This is a genomic window from Streptomyces sp. NPDC001508 (genome assembly GCF_040298665.1).
GTDB lineage: Bacteria > Actinomycetota > Actinomycetes > Streptomycetales > Streptomycetaceae > Streptomyces.
Genome location: NZ_JBEPAP010000016.1, coordinates 93420 through 117039 on the forward strand (window position 1 = coordinate 93420; position 23620 = coordinate 117039).

15 protein-coding genes are annotated in these 23620 nt (G+C 72.2%); 7 read left to right on the forward strand and 8 right to left on the reverse strand.

The annotated features are described in order from the left end of the window. Positions 1-22 precede the first annotated feature (22 nt). Genes ABT245_RS17260 through ABT245_RS17275 form a run of 4 tightly spaced genes read left to right on the forward strand, consistent with a single transcriptional unit; the run spans position 23 to position 5821 of the window. Positions 23-751 (forward strand): class I SAM-dependent methyltransferase, encoded by a 729-nt coding sequence (locus ABT245_RS17260; RefSeq protein WP_351734316.1) that lies wholly within the window; start codon positions 23-25, stop codon positions 749-751. Next, on the forward strand, positions 748-2619 hold the full coding sequence (locus ABT245_RS17265) for an ABC transporter ATP-binding protein (protein ID WP_351734318.1): 1872 nt from the start codon (positions 748-750) through the stop codon (positions 2617-2619). Before ABT245_RS17260 ends, ABT245_RS17265 begins: the two co-directional genes overlap by 4 nt. Then, positions 2616-4373, forward strand: coding sequence for an ABC transporter ATP-binding protein (locus tag ABT245_RS17270; RefSeq protein WP_351734320.1), 1758 nt, complete (start codon positions 2616-2618; stop codon positions 4371-4373). Before ABT245_RS17265 ends, ABT245_RS17270 begins: the two co-directional genes overlap by 4 nt. A gap of 59 nt (positions 4374-4432) precedes the next feature. Next, on the forward strand, positions 4433-5821 hold the full coding sequence (locus ABT245_RS17275) for a salicylate synthase (protein WP_351734322.1): 1389 nt from the start codon (positions 4433-4435) through the stop codon (positions 5819-5821). Here the strand turns inward: ABT245_RS17275 and ABT245_RS17280 are convergent. Both ABT245_RS17280 and ABT245_RS17285 read right to left on the reverse strand, forming a co-directional pair. Continuing rightward, complete coding sequence (locus ABT245_RS17280) at positions 5780-7255, reverse strand: sensor histidine kinase (RefSeq protein ID WP_351734324.1); 1476 nt, start codon at positions 7253-7255, stop codon at positions 5780-5782. The two genes, ABT245_RS17275 and ABT245_RS17280, sit on opposite strands and share 42 nt — an antisense overlap. A 3-nt stretch (positions 7256-7258) precedes the next feature. After that, entirely contained in the window at positions 7259-7936 is a 678-nt protein-coding gene (locus tag ABT245_RS17285; protein ID WP_351734326.1) for a response regulator transcription factor, read from the reverse strand. A gap of 159 nt (positions 7937-8095) precedes the next feature. On the opposite strand from ABT245_RS17285, the gene ABT245_RS17290 reads away from it, so the two are divergent. Continuing rightward, the gene (locus ABT245_RS17290; RefSeq protein WP_351734328.1) at positions 8096-8281 is read left to right on the forward strand and encodes a hypothetical protein; all 186 of its coding nucleotides are present in this window, start codon (positions 8096-8098) and stop codon (positions 8279-8281) included. Positions 8282-8464: 183 nt separating this feature from the next. Here ABT245_RS17290 and ABT245_RS17295 read toward each other — a convergent pair whose 3' ends face one another. The 3 genes from ABT245_RS17295 to ABT245_RS17305 all read right to left on the reverse strand — a co-directional run bounded on the left by ABT245_RS17295 (position 8465) and on the right by ABT245_RS17305 (position 13695). Beyond that, positions 8465-8815: a 4'-phosphopantetheinyl transferase family protein gene (locus ABT245_RS17295; RefSeq protein ID WP_351734330.1), complete on the reverse strand. Its 351-nt coding sequence runs from the start codon at positions 8813-8815 to the stop codon at positions 8465-8467. A gap of 132 nt (positions 8816-8947) precedes the next feature. Next, positions 8948-9637, reverse strand: coding sequence for a BPL-N domain-containing protein (locus ABT245_RS17300; protein WP_351734332.1), 690 nt, complete (start codon positions 9635-9637; stop codon positions 8948-8950). 2 nt (positions 9638-9639) lie between these two features. Continuing rightward, positions 9640-13695, reverse strand: a complete 4056-nt coding sequence (locus tag ABT245_RS17305; protein ID WP_351734334.1) for a Pls/PosA family non-ribosomal peptide synthetase — start codon at positions 13693-13695, stop codon at positions 9640-9642. Positions 13696-14139: 444 nt separating this feature from the next. On the opposite strand from ABT245_RS17305, the gene ABT245_RS17310 reads away from it, so the two are divergent. Continuing rightward, positions 14140-15324: a beta-ketoacyl-[acyl-carrier-protein] synthase family protein gene (locus ABT245_RS17310; RefSeq protein ID WP_351734336.1), complete on the forward strand. Its 1185-nt coding sequence runs from the start codon at positions 14140-14142 to the stop codon at positions 15322-15324. Between the two features lie 82 nt (positions 15325-15406). Here the strand turns inward: ABT245_RS17310 and ABT245_RS17315 are convergent, their stop codons facing one another. Continuing rightward, complete coding sequence (locus tag ABT245_RS17315; protein WP_351734338.1) at positions 15407-17587, reverse strand: SpoIIE family protein phosphatase; 2181 nt, start codon at positions 17585-17587, stop codon at positions 15407-15409. Between the two features lie 422 nt (positions 17588-18009). Between ABT245_RS17315 and ABT245_RS17320 the strand changes: the two genes are divergently transcribed. Beyond that, positions 18010-18897: a DNA polymerase III subunit beta family protein gene (locus ABT245_RS17320; protein ID WP_351734396.1), complete on the forward strand. Its 888-nt coding sequence runs from the start codon at positions 18010-18012 to the stop codon at positions 18895-18897. On the opposite strand, the gene ABT245_RS17325 is transcribed toward ABT245_RS17320, so the two are convergent. Then, entirely contained in the window at positions 18877-19425 is a 549-nt protein-coding gene (locus ABT245_RS17325) for a putative immunity protein (RefSeq protein WP_351734340.1), read from the reverse strand. The genes ABT245_RS17320 and ABT245_RS17325 overlap by 21 nt on opposite strands. A gap of 251 nt (positions 19426-19676) precedes the next feature. Next, the gene (locus ABT245_RS17330; RefSeq protein ID WP_351734342.1) at positions 19677-23111 is read right to left on the reverse strand and encodes a phosphocholine-specific phospholipase C; all 3435 of its coding nucleotides are present in this window, start codon (positions 23109-23111) and stop codon (positions 19677-19679) included. Between the last annotated feature and the right edge of the window lie 509 nt (positions 23112-23620).

The window sequence follows — 23620 nt, forward strand, 5'->3', positions numbered from 1 at the left end:
CCCCCCACGCCTGGAGAGCGTCGTGATCGACTACTACTCGACCTCCGCCGAGTTCTACGAACTGGTCGCCACCCGGCACACCGCCAGCAGCGGCCCCCCGCTGACCCGTGTCCTCACGGGCCTGGACGTGTCGCACGGGCCCGTCCTGGAGATCGGCGCGGGCACCGGACGCGTGACCGAAGTCATCGCCTCCGCACTGCCCGAGGCGGACATCCTCGCGGCCGAGCCGTCGGCCACCATGCGCGCCATGCTCACCTCCAGGGTCGCCCGCGACCCGGACCTGCGGCGCCGGGTGACGGTGGTCGACGGCGCCGCCCAGGACCTCGTCCTGCCCGAACGGCTCTCCGCCGTCGTCATCTTCGGCGTGGCCGGACATCTCACCGTCCCCGAACGCGTGGCGCTGTGGAAGCGGCTCGCGGCCCGCCTGCCGGACGGCGCGCCCATCGTCGTGGAGCTGATGGGTGTCTCCTCACCACGCGTCATCCCACCGGTGATGTCCCTCAGGGAGACCATCGGACGCCAGACGTACGAGTGGTGGATCGGCGGCGAACCCACCGAGGGCGACGCCATGCGGTTCACCACCACCTGGAAGGTCCTGCGCGACGGCCGCACCGTGCGCGAGGTCGCCGACAGCTACGACTGGCACACCTTCGACGTCGCCCGACTGGCCCGAGAGGCCGGCATGACCAGCCGCCGCATCACCGAGGCGGGCGGCAGGCCCATCCCCGAAATCGGAGTACTCGTCAAGTGAAGTCACAACCGTCCGGGCCCGGCCCGGACCCGGCGGCCCCCGGCGCGGGCACCGAGGCGCACCCGCCGCCGCTGCGCGCGCTCGCCGAGCCCGTCCGGGGCCGACTGGCCCTCGCCGTCGGCCTCCAGGCTGTCGCGGCCCTCGCCGGAGTGGTCCCGTTCATCGCCGTCTCAAGGATCGCCGACCGCCTCACCCAAGGGACCCCCGCCGACGGCGACACCCTCTGGCCGCTGGTCACGCTGGCCTGCGCGGCGGGCTTGCTCGCCCTGGTGTGCGCGACGGCGGCCGGTGCCCTCGCCCATCTCGCCGACAACGACCTCCAGCTCGCCCTCCGCCACCGGCTCGCCCGGCACATCGGGCGGCTGCCGCTCGGCCGGCTCACCGACAAGGGCACCGGCGAGGTCAAGCAGGCGGTGCAGGACGACGTGAGCGCGCTGCACACGCTGTTCGCCCACACGCTGCTCGACGTCGTCGCCGTGCTGACCGCCCCGGTGCTCGCTCTGGGCTACCTGTTCACCGTCGACTGGCGCCTGGCCCTGGTCAGCGTCGTGCCCCTGGTCCTCGGCGTGCTCCTGTTCGGCCGGGCCATGTCGGGCGCGGCGGCGCAGATGGCCGAGTTCGGTGCCGCGCTGGGGCGGATCTCCGGCGCCGCCGTGGAGTTCGCGTCCGGCATCGCCGTCTTCAAGAGCTTCGGGCGCGGACGCAAGGCCCACGAGCGTTTCGTCGCCGCGACCGAGGGGTTCGCCGACTTCTTCTCCGGCTGGGTCCGGGCCACCCTGGTCAGCTCCACCGCCGCCGTCCTGGTGGTCGCCCCGGCCGTCGTCCTGCTGCTTGTGTCCGTGGTGGGCGCGGTGTTCGTCACCCACGGCTGGATGACGGGCGCGGAACTCGTCCCGTTCCTGCTGCTCGGCCCCGCCGTCGCCGCCCCCATGGGCGTCGTCGGCCCCCGCGTTCAGCAGATCAGGGCCGGCCAGGCCGCCGCCGTACGCATCACGGAGCTGCTGCGCACCCCTGCCCTGCCCGAGCCGACGGCCCCCGCGCTGCCCGACGGGCACCACATCTCGATGCGCGGGGTGTCCTTCTCCTACGACGGGCGCACCGACGTCCTGCGTGGTGTGGACCTCGACCTCGCGCCCGGCACGGTCACCGCGCTGGTCGGACCCTCCGGCTCCGGAAAGTCGACCCTGGCGTCGCTGCTGCCCCGCTTCCACGACGTCACGGAGGGCGAGGTGACCCTCGGCGGCGCCGACCTGCGGGACATCCCCGCGACCGAGCTGTACCGCCGGGTCGGCTTCGTCCTCCAGGACGTACGGCTGCTGCGTGCGAGCGTCGCCGACAACATCCGGCTGGGCCGCCCCGACGCCACCGACGAGGAGGTCGAGCGGTGCGCGCGTGCCGCCCGCATCCACGACCGCGTGATGGCCCTGCCGGACGGCTACGCGACCGAACTCGGCACGGCCGTCACCCTCTCCGGCGGAGAGGCACAACGCCTGTCCATCGCACGGGCGTTGCTCGCCGACCCTCCCGTCCTCGTCCTCGACGAGGCGACCGCGTACGCCGATCCGCACTCCGAGGCGCTGATCCAGGACGCGCTGTCCGCGCTCGCGGCCGGCCGCACCCTGCTCGTCATCGCCCACCGGCTGTCCACGATCCGCTCGGCCGACCGGATCGTGGTGCTGGAGGACGGACGCATCACCGAACAGGGGCGGCACGACGACCTGCTGGCCGCCCAGGGCCGTTACGCCACGCTGTGGCAGGCCCAGCGGACCGCACAGCCGGACCGGACCGCAGCCGTTCCCCGCCGGCTGTCCGCCTCCCCGGGCACCGACCGCGCGGCGGACGACATCCGAGAGGGAAGCGCACGATGATCCGTCAGCTCTACCGCGTCCTCGGGCCCGAGGGCTCCCGTCCGCTGAACCGGCTGCTCGTCCTCCAGTCCGCGGCGGCCGTCCTCCAGGGCGCCGCCTTCGCCCTGCTGGTGCCCGTCCTGAGGGCCCTGCTCGGCACGGACCCCGACGACGTGTGGCCCTGGCTGACGGCTTTCGCCCTCTGCTCGCTCGCCCACGCCGTGCTCCAGGGCGCCGCCCTCAGCGGCGGATTCACGGTCGGCTCCCGGCTCTCCCGGGTGCTCCACCGCCGCATGGCGGACCAGGCCCTGCGACTGCCCCTCGGCTGGTTCACCGCAGGCCGCACCGCCGAGTTCAGCCGGCTGGCCGGACAGAACGTCATCCAGGTGATGAGCACACCGGCCCATCTGCTGCGCCCCTTCATCAGCTCCTTCGTGACCCCGGCGACGCTGGTGGCCGCCACCTTCTTCTTCGACGTCCGCACGGCCCTGGTCCTGCTGTGCTGCGCCCCCGTACTGTTCGCCGTCCAACTGGCGAGCACCGCGGTGATGCGCCGGCTCGACCTCGGCCGTGACGCCGCGATCGGCGAGTCCGCCGACCGGGTCCTGGAGTACACGCGCAACCAGCCCGTCCTGCGGGCGTTCGGCCGGACCGCGGAGGGCTACGGGGCGCTGGACGACGCCCTGGTGGCCGAGGCCCGCGCGGACCGGCGGCTCATCGCACGGGGCCTGCCCGGTCTGGTCTCCTTCTCCTTCGCCACCCGGCTCGTGTTCGCCCTGCTGCTCGCCCTGGGCGTCTCCTGGCAACTCGACGGATCACTCACCGTGCCCACCCTGCTGGCACTCCTGGTGCTGCTGGTCCGGCTGATCGACAGCGTGTCGTCCGCCGCCGAGGCCGGCGCGGGCATGCGCATCGCCCGCAACACCCTGGAACGGCTCGGCGCGGTCCTCGACGAACCGCCGTTTCCCCAGCCCGCGAAGCCCCGGCCGCCCCGGGACGCGAGCGTCGAGTTCACAGGGGTGGGCTTCAGCTACGACAGCGGGGCGGCGGACGGGGCAGCCGGACGCCCGGTCCTGCGTGACGTGACCTTCCGCCTGCCCGAGCGCAGCATGACCGCGCTGGTCGGGCCCTCCGGCGCGGGCAAGACCACCGTCGCCGGGCTGCTCGCCCGCTTCCGTGACACCACCGAGGGAACCGTCCGCATCGGCGGCGTCGACGTCCGCGAGATCACCGCCGACGATCTGGCCGCCCACGTATCCCTCGTCTTCCAGGACGTCTACCTCTTCGACGGCACGATCGAGGAGAACGTCCGGATCGCCGCACCGGACGCCGGACCCGGTGAACTGGCCACGGCCGCGGCCCTGTCCGGCCTCGACCGAGTGATCGAGGAACTGCCCGACGGGTGGGCCACGAAGGTGGGGGAGGCCGGCGCGCGACTGTCCGGCGGGCAACGCCAGCGCGTGTCCATCGCCCGCGCCCTGCTCAAGGACGCCCCGATCCTCGTCCTCGACGAGGCCACCGCCGCGCTCGACCAGGAGAACGAGGCGCAGTTCGCCGAGGCCGTGCGCGCCCTGGCCGACCGCAAAACCCTCCTGGTCATCGCGCACCGACTGAGCACCGTCGTGAGCGCCGACCAGATCCTCGTCCTGGAGGACGGCGAGATCACCGAACGGGGCACGCACGACGACCTGGTCACGGCGGGCGGCACATACGCCACCTTCTGGGAGCGACGAGCCAGGGCCCACGGCTGGCGACTGGAGGCGGCACGGTCATGACCCGTCACCCGGCACCGGCGATTCCACCGGAACCAGCGCAAGAGGGAAGGCACGACACGATGAGCACCGGTCCTCGGCCCACCTGGGAGGCATGGGCGCGTTCCGTCCTTCCGCTCGCCCACGCGAGCACCCGGGAGCCCTGCCACGACCCCGCGGCCACCGCCACCCGCCTCGCACAGGCGCAACTCGCCGACCAGTACATGGTGTACGAGACGGAGGGCGGCGTCTGGCACTTCGCGGCGGGCTCCGCCGTGAGCGTCACCGCGCACGCCACCAGCATCACCGCGCGGGCCGTGGGGCGTACCTGGACATCGCGCACCGACCGGCGACCCCTGACGGCGTTCGCCACCGCCCTGTCCGCCCTGCGTGACACAGAACGCCACTTCTACGGCTGGGCGGCCTTCGAACTCTCCCACCTCCTCCATGCGGACCCCGCGGCGACCGGTGACCACCCCCTGCTGCACGTTCTGATTCCATGCGTCGAGGTGACCCTCACCGCTGAGCAGACCCTGGTCCGCGCGGTGGACGAGGCATGGGAGCGCAAGGTCGCCGACCTGCTGGTGGAGCCACCGGCGCGGCGGAGCGCCCCCGACGAGCTGTCGCCGGAGGGCACCGAGGGCGTCATCGCCGCAGGCGCCGGCGCCTACGGCGAGGCGGTGGCCCGTACGGTCGCGGACATCCGGGCGGGACTCCTGGAGAAGGCGGTGGTGTCCCGGAAGGTTCCGCTGCCCGTCGAGCCCGGCGTGGACTTCCCCGCGACCTATCTCGCGGGCCGCCGGGCCAACACCCCGGCACGCTCCTACCTGATGGACCTCGGCGGGTACCGGGCGGCCGGGTTCAGCCCCGAGACCGTCCTGGAGGTCGGCGAGGACGGACGTGTGAGCACTCAGCCACTCGCGGGCACCCGCGCACGGGGAGCCGACCCGGTGGACAACGAACGCAGGCGCGTGGACCTGCTCACCGACCCCAAGGAAATACACGAACACGCGGTGTCCGTACGCCTGGCCTGGGAGGAGATGGAGGCCGTGTGCCGGCCCGGCTCCGTCGCGGTCGAGGAGTTCATGGCGGTCCGGCCGCGCGGCTCGGTGCAGCACCTTGCCTCACGGGTGACGGGCCGGCTGCGGCCCGGAACGGGGCCATGGGACGCGTTCGCCTCGCTGTTCCCCGCGATCACCGCCACCGGCGTCCCCAAAGGCGCCGCACTGCGGGCCCTGGGCCGCCATGAGGAAGGACCCCGGGGTCTGTACGGCGGCGCGGTGTTCCGGGGAAGCACCGGCGGAGCCCTGGACGCAGCCCTCGTGCTGCGCACCCTCATCGGCAGGGGGAACGAGGTGTGGCTGCGTGCGGGCGCCGGGGTCACGGCTCAGTCCAGCCCCGACCGGGAGACCGAGGAAACCTGCGAGAAGCTACGCAGTGTCGCGCCGTACGTCAGATTCACCGAGACCTGATCCGACACCGTGCGACACCCCCCGGACCCCTGACCGACCCGTCGGCCGGTCCTCCGCCGGCTGGTGCCCGGCCGGCAGCACTACGATCAGCCGGGCACCGGGCCGGTTGTCCTCGATGCGGACGGTGCCGTGGTGTGCGGTGACGATGTCGCGGACGATGGCGAGGCCCAGCCCGGTTCCACCGGTGTCGCGGGCGCGGGCGTCGTCGAGTCGTGTGAAGCGTCCGAAGACCCGCTCGCGGTCCGCTTCGGGGACGCCGGGGCCGTCGTCCACGACGACCAGGTGTGCGGTGCCGTCCTGGGCGCGCAGGGTGACGCCGATCCGCGTCTCGGCGTGCCGCAGGGCGTTGTCCAGCAGGTTTCGTACCACGCGGGCGAGGGCGTCCGCGTCGCCCTGGACGCGTGCCGCGCCGACCGAGCGCTGGTCGATGATGAGCGGGGTGCGCCGACGCGCCTCGCGTACCTCGGTGTAGACGACCTCGTCCAGGTCGACGGGGCGGGTCCGCAGCCGGGGCCGGGTGTCGAGCCGGGCCAGTTGGAGCAGGTCGTCGGCGAGTCTGGTGAGCCGTTCGCTCTCCTGGAGCAGACCGGTGGCGAGGCCGTGCCCGTCGACCGAGCCGGGCCGGTGGGCGGCGACTTCCAGGCGGGTGTGGAGCGTGCTGAGGGGGTTGCGCAGTTCGTGGGCGGCGTCCGCGACGAACCGCCGTTGCCGGCGGGTCGCGGTGTCCAGTCGGGCGAGCAGGTCGTTGAAGGTCGCGGCCAGCCGGCCGAGGGCGTCGTCGGCGGGCGGTACGTCGACGCGTCGGTTCAGATCGGACGCGGTGATCTCGGCGGTCTGGGCGCGCAGGGCGTCCACCGGGCGCAGCGCGCGCCCCGTGAGCAGCCAGACCACGCCGGTGAGCAGGGCGACGACCGCCGGTACGCCGGCGGCCAGAGCCGCGGTGAGCTGCGCGAGACCGTGGTCGACGCCCTCGGTGGGTACGGCGACGTACACGGTCACCGGGGTGCGGTGGGTGCCCGCGGGGACGCCGACGGCACGCCAGGTGCCGCCCGGCCCGACGGGAATGTTGCTGACGGTGTGTGCGTGCGGGGTGTCCGAACGGCTCGCGGGAAAGTCGAACGCGCGCGGGCGGCCTCGCAGGTTGGCCGAGCTGGCCAGTACGGCGCCCCTGCCGTCGACGATCTGGACGGCGCCTTCTCCGTGGCCGGTGGGGGGCAGGTCCTGGCGGATGTGGTCGCGGTCCATGTCCGAGGCGACGACCTGGGCGCGTTGCAGGGCGGTCTGGTCGAGGCCGCTGATCAGACTGGCGTGCAGCCAGACGACGAGCAGTACGGTCGCGCCGGTCAGCCCGGCCGCGATGACCGCTGCCGCGGCGGCGGTCAGCCGCAGGCGCAGCGACCGGCGTGCCCACCAGGAGCACAGGCCGGCGGCCACAGGTCACCTCCTGCCGCCGCGCAGCCGGTAGCCGGCCCCGCGGACGGTCTCGATGGTCCGGCGGTCGAACGGGGTGTCGATCTTGCGTCGGAGGTAGCCCACATACACCTCGACGATGTTGGTGTCGCCGTCGAAGTGCTCGTCCCAGACGTGGGAGAGGATGTCGGTCTTGCTGATCACTTCGTCGGGGTGCCGCAGCAGGTATTCCAGCAGGGTGAACTCCCGTGCGGTCAGGTCGATGTCGTGGTGGCCGCGGCGGCAGCGGCGGCGCGCGGGGTCGAGGGTGAGATCGTCGGCGGTGAGCACGGCGGGCCGGGCGGGCGCTCCGCGGCGCAGCAGGGCTCGGAGATGGGCGACGAGCACCACGTAGGAGAACGGTTTGCTCAGGTAGTCGTCGGCGCCGAGGTCGAGGGCGTCCGCCTCGTCGTACTCGCCGTCCTTCGCCGTGAGCATCAGCACCGGTGTCCACACCCGGGCCGCTCGCAGTCGCTTCAGGACCTCGTACCCGGACAGCGAGGGCAGCATGATGTCCAGCATGATGACGTCGTAGGGCTCGTGGAGTGCCCGCCACAGTCCGTCCGCGCCGTCGGGGGCGACATGGGCGACAAAGCCCTCCGCGGCGAGTCCGTCGGCGATCGCCTCGGCGAGTGCGTGCTCGTCCTCGATGATCAGCATCCGCATGGCAGTCTCTCCATTTCCACCCTAGCTCCGGACCGTCACTGCTGTTTCCTGAGAGCCGGCTGAGGAAGGGGCGGGCTCTCAGGCCCTTCTCAGTGCCCGGGGCGCAGGCTGAACCCGACAGACAGGCGGGGGCCGGTGAGGGGAGCGAGGCGAGCGACGATGAGGGACCTCAGGGAGGACGAGCGTCCGGCGCGGCTGCGGGATCCCCGGGAGCCATGCGAGGAACGGCCTGCGGCCGACGGCCCACGGGACCGCGGGCGGCCGGAGCGCCGGGGAGTGCCGGAACTCGACGAGCGGCAGCGTCAGATACGCAGGGCACGGGTCGCCGAGCGGCCCTTCGGCTGACGGCGCCCGCGGACGGCCCGTGACCTGTGGGTCACGGACCGCCCGCAGGTGGCGTCAGTGGCGGCGGAGGGCGACCGCCGCGGTGCGGCCGTGGTACACGGCGACATCCTCGATCCCCCAGCCCGGCGGTGTCCGGGCCGGCCTCGGGCCCGAGCCGGCGTAGTCGGCGGGCAGTCCCCGGGCTCATGCCCAGGCCCTTGAGGTACGCCTCCTTGCGCACCCGGGTCCGGGCGAGGGCCGGCGCCCGTCCCGCTCCGGCGGCGCCGTCGGCTCGGCCCGCTCCTGAGGGTGGGGCTCCGGGGCCGGCCCGGTCGCGGCCGACGGCGACGGGACGCGCTCCATGTCGACGCCGACCGGTGTGTCGGCGAGCGCGATCAGGCACAGGCCGCCGCTGTGGGCGAGGGAGAAGTGCGCGCGGCCGCCCGCCACCGCGGGCCGGCCGTGCGGGGCACCGCACACCGGGCACGGCTCACGGCTGTACGTCACCTGGCGCGGTGCGACGCCGAGCCGGTCGGCCACGAGGTGGCGCAGCACGTGTGCACGGTGATGTACCGTCCGCGGATCTCCGGCCGGGCGTTGGCGTACGCCTGCCGGAGTTCGTCGGCGTCCAGCAACGTCGGCGCCGTCTGCGGTTCGGCGCGCACCGGCCACAGCGCGGCGACAGGCTCACGGCGCCCTGCGTAGCACCGCCTCCACCAGGTCCCTGGCCAGGTCGAGGGTGTGCTGCACGGGCAGATCGTGGCCGGTGTACCAGTCGTCCGTGGCCTCCGGGTGGGGGCCGACGACCGCGACCCGGCCCGCGCCGAAGCGGGTCACGAGGGCCGCGGGTGTGCCGGTCGGGTAGGTGGCGAGGACCGTGGCGTCGGCATGCTCGTCGAGGACGAAGCAGGGGCCGTCCTGGAAGAAGACGGTGCGGGGGCGGCCCCGCCAGTCGACCCGGACCAGTGTGTCGCCCGTGCCCTGGACGGTGGCTCCCGGCGAGGAGATGTACCGGTCGCTGTCCCCGGGCAGCAGGCCGAAACCCGGGGTGGCCCCGGCCAGATAGCCGCCGAGGCAGAAGCCCAGATAGCGTCCGCCGCCTCGGACGAAGGCACGGATCGCCCCGCGCTGCGGCCGCAGCCTCCGGTACGCGGCGGCCAGCGTGCCGCCGCCGGGCTGGGCGTACACCAGCGCGCGGGAGAGTGATCCGGCGGTCAGCGCCAGTGCCTCCTGGGGGCCGGTGAAGCGGACATCGAGGTCCCACGGGCCGCGGGCCAGCAGCGCGGCCACCGCCTCGGGGCAGCCGGGCAGCGAGGCCGGCCCGCGGTAGACGAGGGCGAGCAGGCGGGGTCCGGTGCCGCTCTCGGGGCGTGCCACGGCTACCTCTTCGCCGTCCTCGCCGGTGCCCGGTCGGCGCGGGCACCGGCCGGTGCGGCCGGCCCCTCGGCGGGCAGACCGCGCCAACTCGTCCCCGGTGTCAGCCGTTCGCCCTTCATGACCAGCGACAGCGCCCCGAGCCGCACACCGGCGCCGACCTGCGTGTCGTACAGCACGACCGTCCGCGCACCGATGCTCGCACCGGGGCCGACGCTCACCGTGGACATCTTCATGACTCGATCCTCGAACAGATGGCTCTGCAGCGACACCTGCATGCCGACGGCGGCGTCGTCGCCCACCTCCACGAGATCGAACTCGGTGAGGTACGTGGTGCCGATCCAGGTGCGCCGTCCGATGCGGGCGCCGAACCAGCGCAGCACCGGCGGCAGGAACGGCGTCCCCACCAGGACGCCCACGCCCGCCGGCACCGCTGCGGCCTCGAAGAGACCGGTGGCGAATTCCGTACGGCGCACGAACAGGCTCCACAGCGGCTCGACGCGCGGACGATACCTGCCCGCGACCACCCACTTGGCCAGCACACAGCACCCGATGACGGCCAGCACCGAACCCGCGGCCAGGAGCGGGGAGAGCAACAGCGACACCGGCGGCCCGGTCCCGCGGGCGATGCCGGCCAGGGCCAGCAGATACAGGAAGGCGGTGCCGGCGATCACCGAGGCGGGCACCGTGACCCGGAAGAACTCGATGGCCAGCCGGCCCAGCACGTCCTTGCGGGCGGGCCGGAACGTCCGTTCCTCGGGGTAGGCGCCGCTGTCCTGCCGCACCGGCAGGCGCAGCGCGGGCGAGCCGAGCCAGGTGCTGCCGGGCGGCACTCGGTCCGGTGGCGGCAGCGTGCCGACCCCGATCAGGGAACCCGGGCCGAGCGTGCTTCCGGCGGGGAGGAGCGCCGCGTTGCCCACGAAGGCGCGCGAGCCGATCTCGGTGGGCCGCAAGGCCATGCGGTCGGCCGCGAAGGTGGCGATGCCGACGCCGGCCATGTCGGCGACGAAGCTGCCCTCGCCGAGGGTGAGCAGGTCGGGGTCGATGTGCGCCGCCGTGGAGACTTCGGCGTACCGGCCCACGCGGGCGCCCAGCAGCCGCAGCCAGGGCACCGTGTAGAGCGTGGCGTAAAGGGAGTTGGTGAAGAACAGGCTGTGTTCGAGCAGCTTGTCGGCGATCCACTTGCGCACGCCGAGCCCCGAGCGCGCCGGGTGGATGCCGACGGGTGTCCTGGGCAGGACGGCTCGCTTGCCGACGGCCACGACCAGACACACCGTGGCCACGAAGACCGGTCCGGACAGCACGAGCGCGGCCAGGACGGCGGCCGTACCGCCGTACGAAGCGGCCGACCAGAACAGGGCGGCGCTCGGCAGGACCATGACGAGCACCGCGGCTTCCAGCGCGGTCAGGCCGAGCACCACGGCGGCCAGTTGCCGCGGTCGCCAGTGGTCGGTCGCGGTCCGGGTGCGCAGCATCGTCTCCACGAGCGGGGCGAGCGCGGCGACCGGGCGGGCCGGCGATCCGGCGCGGCGCGCTCCGGCCGGGACGGCCTTGTCAGGTCCCGCCACGGACTGCTCGCCGAGCGCGGACCCGGCACCCAGGCAGGCGCCCGGTTCGAGCACCGCGTTGGCACCGACATAGGCCCGCTCGCCCACGGTGATCGGGGCGACCGTCACCCATCCGTCGGCGACCTGCCACGGGCGGAGCGTGGCGCCGTAGCCGATGGTGGCGTCACGGTCGATGCGCAGCAGCGCGGGCAGACCGACCAGGCTGGTGGCGATGGTGGTGCCCGGGCCCACGCGGGCGCCGAGGAGTCGCAGGTAGGGGCCCATCAGCGGCGATCCGCTGAGCACCCGCACCGGGCCGGGGCCGAGCAGCAGGATGTCCAGCACCCACAGCCGCAGATACGTCGTTCCCCACAGCGGATACCGGCCGGGCCGGATGCCGGCCGCAAGCGGTCGCGCGAGCAGGAGCGGGACGAGCCAGCGTACGGCGAAGTAGCCCACCAGCGCGGCGATTCCGGTCCCGGCGGGACCCATGCCCGACGTCTGGCCGTGCCGCAGCGCGTAGGCGCCGGCCACCGGTCCGGTGAGCAGGAACAGCAGTACATAGAACGCCGCCGCCTGGGCCAGCCCGGCGCGCGCGATCCCCGCACGGCTGTGCCGCAGCGGTTCCGGCCGGGGCCGCGGCAGCGGGGCAGGGGCGCCCTGCGCGGCGCGCAGCCGTGCCGCGAAGGCGCGTACGGTCGGGTTCTCGTACAGGTCGCGCAGGGTGGATCCGGCTGCGCCGGTCTGTTCGCGCACCAGCGACACGGCGCGGGCGGCGAGCAGGGAGTGGCCGCCGAGATCGGTGAAGAAGTCGGCTTCTGCCGAAACCTCCTGCGGGGCCAGGCCCAGCGCCTGTGCCCAGGCGTCCCGCACCCCGGCCTCCAGCGCATCGCTGACCGGTAGCACCTCACGGGTACCGATGAGCCTGCGGCCGCTCGGCGCGGGCAGTGCCCCGCGGTCCACCTTGCCGCTCGGCATGACGGGCAGCCGGTCCAGGACGTCCAGCGTCGAGGGCACCATGTAGGCGGGCAGCGCGCGGCGCAGCCTCTTGTGCAACCGCGCGACAAGGTCGTCGCCGGGCGCCGTGCCATGGCCGGCGGGCACCACGTACGCGGCGAGCACGCGGTCGCCGCCACCCCCGTCGCGCGGGGCCACGAGGGCGGTGGCCGCCTGGATGACGCCGGGGTCTTCGCGCAGTACGTTGTCGATCTCGTCCAGGGACACCCGGTAGCCGCGGATCTTCACCTCGGCGTCGGCCCGGCCCAGGTACTCGATCTCCCCGTCGCCGGTCATCCGGCCGAGGTCGCCGGTGCGGTACAGGCGGCCGGGGCCGGGCACCGGCGGGTGCTCGACGAAGCGGTCGGCCGTCAGATCCGGACGGCCCGCATAGCCGCGCGCCAGTCCGGGACCGCCCAGACAGATCTCACCGACGGCGCCGTCCGGCACGGGCCGCAGCCGCTCGTCCAGGAGGACGGCCGAGTACGTGGGCAGCGGGCGGCCGATGGTCACCGGGCGGCCCGGCCGGAGTTCCTGCCAGGTGGCGGTGACGGTCGCCTCGGTCGGCCCGTATGTGTTGAGCATGCGTCGCCCGGGTCTGCCCCACCGCTCGACGAGCGAGGCGGGACAGGCCTCGCCGCCCACGATCAGGCGACGGATCCGCGGCAGGTCGCGCGGGATCGTCGCCAGCAGTGTCGGAACGCAGTACAAGACGGTGACGTCGTGTCCCTGAAGGAAGTCGGCGAGATCCGCGCCGAGCAGTGCCGGGCCGCCCGGTCCGGCGACCAGGGTGGCGCCGGCCGTCCAAGTGGGCCAGATCTCCTCGATGGAGAAGTCGAACGAGATGGTCATGCCCTGATACACCCGGTCCCGCGGCCGGATGCCGTAGACCGGTGACACGATGCGCAGGAAGTTGCCGATGCTGGACCGGGCGATCTCCACACCCTTGGGCCGGCCGCTGGAGCCCGAGGTGTACATCACATACGCGAGCGGGTCGTCCGCGCCCGCCGAGTGTTCCGGGATCCGTACGGCCGGCAGGCGGGCGAACTCCTCGGCACACGCGTCCACCCGGATCACCGGGCACACTCCGTCCGGCTCCGCCCAGGCGGCACCCCGGGCGAGCGCGGACGTGGTCAGGACCACGGTGGCGCCCGAGTCACCGAGAACGAAGGACACCCGCTCGGGCGGCGCCGCCGGATCGACCGGCACGAACGCCGCGCCACTCTTGCAGACGCCCAGCAGGCACACGTACATCTCCACGGACCGGGGCAGCAGCAGGGCCACCCGGCTGTGCGGGCCGATCCCGGCACCGCGCAGGTGGTGGGCGAGCTGATTGGCCCGCGCGTCGAGTTCGGCATAGGTCAGCCGTTGTGATCCGCATTCGAGGGCGCAGGCCGAGGGCGTACGGTCGCAGGCGTCCTCGAAGAAGCGGTTCAGCCGGCCGTGGGCGCCCGCACCGCCGGGGACGGCGCGGCTGCGAGCCGGAACGACCGGCAGAGCGGTGGTGTGGATGACCATGGGCTCCGCCTCTTCGCCAGGAGGAGGGATCGGTGTCCCCGGTGACTCCTCCAGCCTGTGCGTCGCCCGCTGAGAAGACGCTGAGAGCCGGTATCCGCACGGCCCTCGGGGAGGAAACCCGAGGCGGGCCTCCGGCCGTTGCCCGATTTGTTCACCGACCGCCGTATGCCGTGTGATCACGGCGCGGTCGTGCCGCAGCGAGACCACGCATCGGGCGGGTGCCGTGGTCCTTCCCCGAGATCCGGCCCTGTTGATGGGCATTTGCCCGAAATCGGTCTGGAGATTGGGCGGTTGTCCGCCCTGGCTTTGTTCCTTCGCGGTATGGGTCAAGTGGGTCGAACGCGAAGTAGAGTGCGATGACGGCGACTTGACCCTGACCTTCCCAAGTGGGCAGATTTCGGACACTTTACGCCATTCATGGGTTTTCGGAGAAAGGTGCGTACTATGGGCGCCTACCTGTGCCCTCCGGTCGTACTGCATGGCGAACACGTCGTGGAGACCGGTCAGATCCTGGCGGACGTGCGAAGCCGGCATCCACAGGCACCGTGGCTGCCGCGGATCGACGGCATCGCCGCGAGTACGGGGATCGCCTCCCGTGGTTGGATGCTGCCGCTGGAGGCAGCCGCCGCGCCCAGCGGCGACAGCGGACTGCGAACTCCGGGCGCCGGCCCGGCCCGTGAGGCACTGGCCCGTGGCGGGTTCACCGACCAGGAGGTGAACCGAGTGGTCGCCGCACTGGAGGCGGTACCGGCGCCGCAGACCATCGAAGAGCGCACCGCGCCGGCCTGGGCGGCCGTGCAGACCTACGGGGAGCGCGCAGCCCGGCGGGCCCTTCGGAACGCCGGACTGGAGGCCGCCGACGTCGACTGTCTGATAACCAGTCACTCCACCACCCCGGCCCTGCCGGGGCTGGACCTGTCCCTGCTCAACCGCCTTCCGCTGCGAAGCGATGTGCTGCTGCTGCCCGCCACCCAGTGGGCCTGCATCGCCGGCACCCGATCGCTGGCGCTGGCGGCCGATCTGGTCGCCGCGGACCCCGACCGGGTGGTGCTGGTCGTGATCTCGGAGGCGCTGAGCACCACCTACCAGCCCGCCGACGACACGCTGGAATCGCTGATCGTCCGGCTGCTGTTCGCGGACACCGCCGTCGCCGTGGTGGTCACGGGCCGCCCCAGCACGGGGTCGGTCCTGCGCCTGGACGCGGTCTGGCATCACACCCTGCCCGGCACCGCGGATCTGCACCGGCTGGAGACCCGGGCCGACGGCACGCATTTCGTGATGGACCGCCGTGGGCCGCGTGCCGTGCAGGAGACGGTCGCCGCGATGTGGCAGTGGCTGCGGGCGCGCCACCACGACGACCGACGCCCGTGGCATCCCGATCTGCTGCTCGCGCATCCCGGTGGAACGCGAGTGCTGGAGTACATGGAGCAGACGATGCCCGACGGGTGGCCGTCGGGGCTTCTGGCCTACAGCCGGGACAGCTACACCACGGGTAACCGCGGCGGTGCCGCCGTGTTCGACATACTGCGGCGCGCGCACGACGCCGGTCAGAAGACGGGCAGTCGCACGGTGCTGTACGCGGCCGCGCCCGGGCTGACAGCCACGGCCGTGGAAGGGGAGTGGCTGTAGGGCGTGTTTCGAAAGTCCCGTCCGGCCCGCGACGCGAAACACGCCCTAGCCGAAGCTCGCCACTCTCATTCCGGCGCGGGCGCTATGCCTCCAGTTCCGCCCACACGGCTTTGCCGGTGCTGGTCCACCGCACCCCCCAACGGGTGGTGAGCCTGTGGACGACATGCAGACCCCGCCCACTGTCGTCGAGTGGCTCACCACGGCGCAGGCGCGGCCGGCCATTGCCGGTGTCGCCGACCTCGCACGACAGACGGCTCCCGGCCTTCACCAGCCGTACCGTGACGGGCCCGGTGCCGAACCGGACGGCGTTGGTGACCAGTTCGCTGATCACCAGCAGCGCATTGTCCCGGGCCTGCTCGCCGGTGTGCCATCGCCGCAGGAGCGGGGAGGCCAGGACGCGGGTGCGGGCGGCGGTGTCATCGCGGGCGGGCAGATGCCAGGTGGCGGTGTCCCGGCTGCGGCGGCCGGCCATACGGGCGAGCAGCAGGGTCATGTCGTCGCGCAGGCGCCCCTGCGGGGCCAGACCGGCGACCACGCGATGCGCGGCCTGTTGCAGATCGTCCCAGGGATGCACCTCGCGCACCACGTCCGTCAGCCGTTCGATGCCGTCGTCGATCGAGGCCGCCGGGTCCTCCACCAGGCCGTCGGTGTAGAGGACGAGAAGGGAGCCGGGCGGCGCGGCGAACTCGTGCTCGTCGAACGGCTCCCGCACCGCGAACACGGCTCCCAGGCCCGGTTGTGGTTGCGCCGTGAGGGTCTCGGCGGACCCGTCGGGACGGATGAGGACGGGGGGCAGATGGCCGGCATTGGACATCACCACCCGATGGTCGACCGGATCGTAGACCGCGATGCAGCACGTCGAGCCCAGCGCGCTGTATCCGGCCGCAAGGCCCGTGTCCGTCTCGTCCAGCAGGGTGACCGTCTCGTCCAGACGCTCCAGCACCTCTCCGGGGCCCATCCCCGCCGACAGCAGCGCGCGGGCCTCCATGCTCAGCTGGCCCATGGCCGCCGCGGCCCCCAGACCGTGCCCTACGACATCGCCGATCACCAGCGCGGTGCGGTCACCCGGGAGCGGAAAGCTGTTCACCCAGTCACCGCCGACGCCCGCACTGTCGGGGGTGGTGGGTTCATAGACGCTGGCGACCTCGATGGCGTCGCTGCCGGCCCGCGGCAGCAGCCGGCGCTGCAGTGCCAGGACCTGGGCGTGCTCACGCTGATGCTGCCGGGCCAGGTCCACGTGCCGGGCGGTCTTGGCCACGAGTTCTTCCAAGTCGAGCAGTTCGCCATCGCGGAACGGGCGCTCCGGTCGCCGCCACACCTCCGTCATGCCCAGCACGATCGGACCGGGCGTGCCCTCGGGTCCGTCCACGACCAGCGGTATGCAGGCGACACTCACCGGCCGGTCGCCGGGCACCAGGGCGCGCACCAGCCGCGGATCGTTCAGCAGTGCCCGCTCGATCCCCTCACGGTCGGCAATGACCATGGCCTGCGGCATGTCGTCGCGCATGACCGCACCGGCCAGCAGCCGGCTCGCCTCGCGGGGAAGATTGTCCCCGGGCGTCAGATACCCCTCGGGCCAGGCCCGGTCCGGGACCAGGGCCGCCCGGCGCAGCCGGATGCGCTCCTGCGCCTGCTCGGTGACCGCCTCGCCCGTCCATACGGCGTAATCGAGGTCGACGGCGGCCACGTCTCCCCAGGCCAGCAGGGACTGGGCCAGGGACAACGCGGTCTCCCCGATGTCCAAGGACATCCCGATCGCGGTCGCGGAAGCGTACAGGTGCAGCCGCTTGGCCATGGCGATCAGGGAGACCGTCAGACCTTCCCGCGGTGGTGCGGCCGGCAGGATGCTCATCGAGACCACCAGCTCGGTCCCGTCGGCCCGCCGCAGACGCTGGACCCGGGCGACATGCGCCTCTCGCGTCTCAAGAACCCTCTGCAACCGCTGTGTCACCGTCGGTACGTCTTCGGGTGGCAGCAGATCGGCGAAAGCGGCCCCCGGCGTGACGCTCACCCCGGCGAAAGGGGCGGCCGCCAGATTGCAGCCGGTGATCCTCAGATCCCGGTCGAGATTGACCGCCCCGAGGATCTGTTCCCGGCCTCCGTTCTCCCGGCCGGCACCTGACGGCCGACCGGCGTGCTGCTCGGCCGGTGGAGCGGCAGGGCCTTCGGCCGCCGTTGTTCCGGCCCTCGGGATGTAATCCGCCAGGGCTTCGCTGACCATGTCGAACGGCGAGGCGGAGGAAGAGGAGGGTGTGGGGTCCATGCAGCTCACCCAGCTCGCTGGCTCCGGCACATGCCGGAAGATATTCCCGAGTCCGTGCGGTCAAGCTCCGAGATCCCTCACCGCACACCTCATGAGTAACATAAATTCCCGGCTCACCGAAGTGGGGTTCCCCCGCTGTACGGGAGGTGCTGATCAGCTGGTCGGCTGCGCCACGTCCGGGAGCGGGCCCCGGCACGGGCCGGTGCCGGGGTGCCGGGGTGCCGGGGCTCGTGCTTGCCGACCCCAGGCGCCCGTCGACGCGCTGCCTCCTACACCCTGCCGCGCCGGCCGAGACCGGCGCCGACCAGACCCGCACCCACCGTGCGATCCGGCTGGCCCTTCTCCGCCCGGTGCGCGCCTTACTCGGGGCCCGCTGAAATCCGTGTTGACCTTCAGGTCGGTTGAAGCTCGACGATGGCCGGGTGCCGAATTCTGAGCTGATGCCGATCGGGGTCTTCGCCCGACGCAGTGGTCTGACCCCAAGCGCGTTGCGGTTCTACGCCGACTCCGGGCTGCTTCCTCCTGCCGAGGTGGACCCGGTCTCGGGCTACCGCTACTACAGCGCTGACCAGGTGGTACGGGCGACCCAGCTTCGTCAGCTCCGTGGGATTGCCATGCCCCTCGCCGCTGTCGAAGTGGTGCTCTCCGCCGAGCCTCATGAAGCAGCCCGGATGATCGACGAGCATGTCGCGACGGTGCTCGGGGACGCGGCAGCGGTGCAGCGGAAAGCCGCTCTGATCAAGTCATCGCTCACCGACCTGCCAAGTCTGCCGATCGCCGCGTTGAAGGGGCCCGTGCTGGCTGACGCGATCGAGCAGGTGCTCACCGCGACCGCACGGGATCCCGGGATGCCGGTACTCGGTGGACTGCGCGTGGAGGCGTCCGGCGAAGCGGTCACGCTGACCGCAACCGACCGGTACCGGCTCTCCACACGAACCCTGGTGCCCGCTGAAGCGGCTACCACGACATGGGCCGCCACGGTCAACGGCGACGAACTACGGGCCGCGGCAGGCGAGATCCGCCGCAGCGCGCTGGTGCGAGTCGAAGCCACGCCGCACGGGATCTGGCTGCGCACGGCGAACCGAGAAGGCTCGGGTCATTCGACGCCGCCACTCAGCACATCGACACGGCCCATGAACATGCCCCGCACCTTTCCGAGGACGCTTACGGTGCCCTTGTGCGTACCGCCATCGAGCAGGTGGCCGAAGCCATCGCTCACCGGGACACCGCCCAGCGAGACTGGCAATGACACCCCTGGTTGTGAGGCCGCGCCATCCGGGCGCCAGAGGTTATTCAGTGAGGGTCAGTGAACGAAGGTCAGCGTCCAACATGCGGGTCAACTCGCCGACACGTCCGCCGCCACCCGGCGCTGCCGGGAAGCGTGTGAGTACGTCAACGACAACCGATGTCGCACGATGCACCGTCCGCTCAAGGTGTTCAGCGCCAACGCTCCGATCGTCGCCGGCGGCGAGTTCGGCCGCTCTGGCCGCGTAAGCGCCGGCTCCGAGAATGTGCTTGACCTGAGTGGCCTTGGCCAGCGGATGCAGGTAGGCGGCGCCTGCCGCAGCCATCGCTGCCCATGCTGCCTCGCGCGCGGCCGCGGTGTCCGCGCTCTTGGCCGCCTTGAGGGCCGCCGACGCTGTGTCCCGCAGCGATTTCCCGCGCTCACCGCCTTGGGCGAACTCCCGCGCGGCACCGACAGCGTCTCTGGGCCGTGGGTCGTCCGGCTGATCGGCCTCGAATATCTCCAGCACGGCCTCCGCGCATGCCGCGGCGAACGCGGTGACCTCGCGAAGATCCTGTTTGCTCAGAACGACCTCGCTCGCTTCCCCTGTCATGCTTCCATCTTCGACGATTGCCCTGGACGGCAAGGCGGTAGGGCGGCTCCTGGCCGCCCAGCGTGATTTCTCAGCCCCTGAGGCGTCTTGACCAGGCGCCCGTCGTGGTGCTGTGCGTGACGCCGACGGTCTGTATTCCGCTCGCACAGAAGCGGTTTGGAGCCGGCCGGCGTCACACGCCCGTAAGCACTTGGTGGTTGGGGCTACAAGGGGGCTACGGAACCGAGTATTCCCCGGCTCCGTAGCTCCCCTCAGGCGTCAGTGATCGGGCTGTTGCCCAGACGGACGTTGTCGATCGCCCAGAACCAGTTGTTGCCCGCGTTGAAGATCCGGAAGTTGACTTTCGCCGACGTCGCACCGGCGGGAACCGGACTGGAGAGCCTAACGAGCCGGTTCTGCTGGTCCTTGCCCAGGTTGGTGTTCCCGGACGTCGCGCTGCTGTAGTGGAGCAGCCGGACCGGTTCGCCGGTGTCGAACACGACGGTGACCTCGGCCTCCTGCGGGCTCTCCTGCCGGTAGTGGGAGTCGAAGCCCAGGTGGAGGGTGGACGTGCCCGCCGGGATGGCCACGGCCGGGGTGGTCAGCGTCGAGTCGAACCGGCCCCGGCCTGACGGGCTGCCGGTGTCGTCCCAGTCGTCGGGGTCGGCCACGGCCACCACGCCGAGACCGCGGCTGAAGTTGGGGCGGTCCTGTCCGGCGGGGAACCAGAACTGTTTGGACAGGAAGGTCCAGCCCTGCAGCTCGCGCGTGCCCTGCGGCATGGCCGGTGCATTGGTGATCGTCCAGCCCTCGGGGGTGGTCCGGGTCCAGCCGAGCAGGCCGGGGCGGCTGAGGTCGGCTGCCGCGGCGAGCGCAGGGGCGTCGGACTCGAAGTCCTCCGCGAGGAGGTAGCCGGTCATGACGGGCCCGGTCTTGGCGGACAAGGACGCGGACGCTTCCGCGTCGTCGCCGCCCAGCTTCGCCGTGACGGTTGCCTTGAGGCTGCCGGAGGCGCGTGCCGCGGCGGCGGGCGCGACGACGTCCCAGGCCACGGACGCGGAGGAGCGGGCCGGAACAGATGTGGGCGCGCCGCCCTTGACGGTGGCGGTCCAGCCCTCCGGGAGGGACAGCACGGGGGTCAGGCCGGTGAGCGGTGTGCTGCCGGCGTTGGTGACGGTGGCCGTCACGGTGCCCGGCCTGCCCGGCGAGAGCACGGTGCCGTCGGTCCCGGGGGAACTGGCCGGACCGGTCAGTGCGACGCTCATGGCCGGGGCGACCTTGGTCGGTACGCGCGCGTCAGCGAGTCTGAGCAGACCGTCGTCGGCGTGCGCGGCGACGACCAGCCGCCCGGCGGTGGCGTGGTGGGCGGGCGTGACCACGAAGCGCACGTCGGCCGAGTCGCCGGGCCGGAGCATGGTGGGCGTCCCACCGGTGCGCTGGACCGTCCAGCCGGACGGGGCGAGCAGGGCGACGGAGAGAGCGTCGAGCCGGCGGGCGCCCTGGTTGCGCACGGTGACCACGACATCGGTCGGGTTGCCCTGTGCGAAGGGCGTCCCGAGGGACGGCAGCGCCGCCGGCAGGCCGATCGTCGCGGCCAGCGCCGGGGCCGTGCCGGTCGCCGGGTCGGTGACGCCGGGCTTGCCGTCGGCCAGACGCCCGGTCACGCGCCGCAGGAAGGACGGGTCATCGCGGTCGACGGCCACCACGTCGTACCAGCCGTGGTCCGGGACGGGGAGTTGCACCGTGCGGGACTGGCCGGGCTTGAGGATGACGGTCCGCACATGGTCACCGTGCTTGCGGGAGTAGACCGACTCACCGACGAGCAGGGTACGGGTGGTGGGGGAGGGGTTGGAGCACACCACTTTCACCCGGCCGGGCGCGGGATGCTCGACGAGCTGGGCCTCGGCGCCCACACCGGTTCCGCGCAGCTCCCACACCGACCATCCCGGACCGTGGACCAGCAGGTCGTAGCCGTCGGCGCCGTACTCCACCGTTTCGGTGGCGCTCTTGCCGACGGGGACGGTCCAGGCGCGCGGAGCGGTGCCGTCGCCGGGGTAGGCGGTGAACGTCGCGCCGGTGCCGCCCTCGTTGCCGAACCGGAGGCGTACGGCGGAGCGGGTGACGTCCGCGCGCAGGGACAGCCGGTAGGGGGAGCGGCGCGATCGACGGGTGCCGGCCTCCTGCTCCGGGAGCGACTGGTCCTTGGGCGGTACGGGGTTCCACCGGCCGACGGGCGCCGGCACCGGGCCGGGCTGCTCCACCTCGGGCTGCCGGTGGGCACGGTCGAAGTCGAAGGCGGAGGTCAGATCGCCGAAGACGCTGCGGCGCCAATCGCTGATGTTGGGCTCGCGGACCCCGGTCCACTTCTCCAGGAACCGGATGATCGAGGTGTGGTCGAACGCCTCCGAGCTGACGAAACCGCCCACCGTCCAGGGCGACACGATCGTCATCGGCACACGCGGACCGGGACCGACCGGGCTGCCGTTGAACCAGTCGTCGCCGTTGCCGGTGGCCGGCTTCGGCGCGACCGGGGCGGGTACGTGGTCGAAGTAGCCGTCGTTCTCGTCGAAGTTGATGAACAGCGCCGTCTTCGACCAGGTCTTCGGGTCGGCGGCGATCGCGTCGAGGAGGTCGTAGACGAGGTTGGCGCTGCCGACGGGGGTGGAGCTGCTGGGGTGCTCGGACAGCGCGGCCGTCGGAACGATCCAGCTGACCTGAGGCAGCGTGCCCTGCTTGATGTCCGAGCTGAGCCGCTGGATGAGAGTGTCCGGTTCCGAGCGGTGGGCGCCCCGCAGGAACAGCCGTCTCTCGGCCTTGGTCAGCGCGTCGACGCCCTGCTGGAACTCGGCCAGCGCGGACTTGCGCTGATCCGCGGTCTTGCCCCACAGACTGTCGTAGAACTGCTCGGTAGTGGAGTACCGGCCGCTGACCTTGGCCAGGATCTTGCGGCCGATCTCCTTCCAGGGACGGAAGTACTCCACCGCGTTGTCGGTGAAGTTGTCCCATTCCTGATAGATCTGCCAGGAGACACCGGCGGCCTCCAGGCGCTCTGGGTACGTCGTCCAGTCGTACCCCTGATGTGTGTAGGAGTACGCGGCGTTGGTGACGGCCCGGTTGACACCGTCCGGCTCGTAACCGGTCGTGCCGGTCCACAGATAGTTGCGGTTGGGGTTGGTCGAGCCGTAGACGGAGCAGAAGTACGCGTCGCAGAGGGTGAAGCGGTCGGCCAGTTCGTACTGCAACGGAATGTCGCGCCGGTCGTAGAAGGCCATGGTGCTCTGGCTCTTGGCGGCGATCCAGTCGTTCCACCAGCCGTTCCCCCGGGCCTGCACGGCGTCGGAGAATCCGTGCGCCAGCGAACCCAGGTACTGGATGTCGCTTTCGGGGCGGCCCGCGTCGACCGCCGCCTGCCGCGCCGAGAACGGCAGAACCTCGGCACCGCCGGCCCGCGGCTGCTCGAAGACACTCCCACCGGTGGGCAGACGCAGCGCAGTTCGGTCGCCGAAGCCGCGCACACCCTTGAGGGTCCCGAAGTAGTTGTCGAAGGAGCGGTTCTCCTGCATCAGGATGATCACATGCTCGATCGCCCGCAGGCCACCGCGTGGCATGGGCGCGGCCATCGCCTGGTGCAGCGACGGAGGCAGGAAAGAGAGCGCGGTTCCACCGGCGAGGGTGCCGAGAACCTTGCGGCGGGAAATGTCAGACATGCCGGGAGGCTAGGTCACCTCTCTCGCGCATCGTAACCCTACGTGAGGGATCTTCGTTGCCCGTTCATCCAGTGGCGCCGAACGTTCCCTTGCCGGTACGGCCTGCTTCAGGGACGGCCGATGAACACCACCTGATCACCGACACCACAGGCATCCCGCTCGCCGCCCCTGCGGCTACGAACACGACAAGTACCGCCGCCCGGGCCGGAGTTTCGGGGCGAAAGCGCTGACCGCCCGCCGCGGCACCGAGCACGGCTTGGGCCTCCCCACCCAACGCCGGGTCGCCGAGCGCGTGTTCGCCCACCCGCACTGGTTCCGCCGCCCGCGGGTCCGCCGGGAGATCCGCGACGTCACTCGCTTTGCTACCGGGAGGAACGGCTGGCCGGCGTCGTGGCCGATGCGCTGCGAGGAACCCAAGTCTTCGGGGCGGGGGAAGCCCTGGTCGGCCGGTTCCCCTCCGCTGTGGATGTGCAGCGCGCAGGCGATCACCTGCGGATCGACGCGGGATG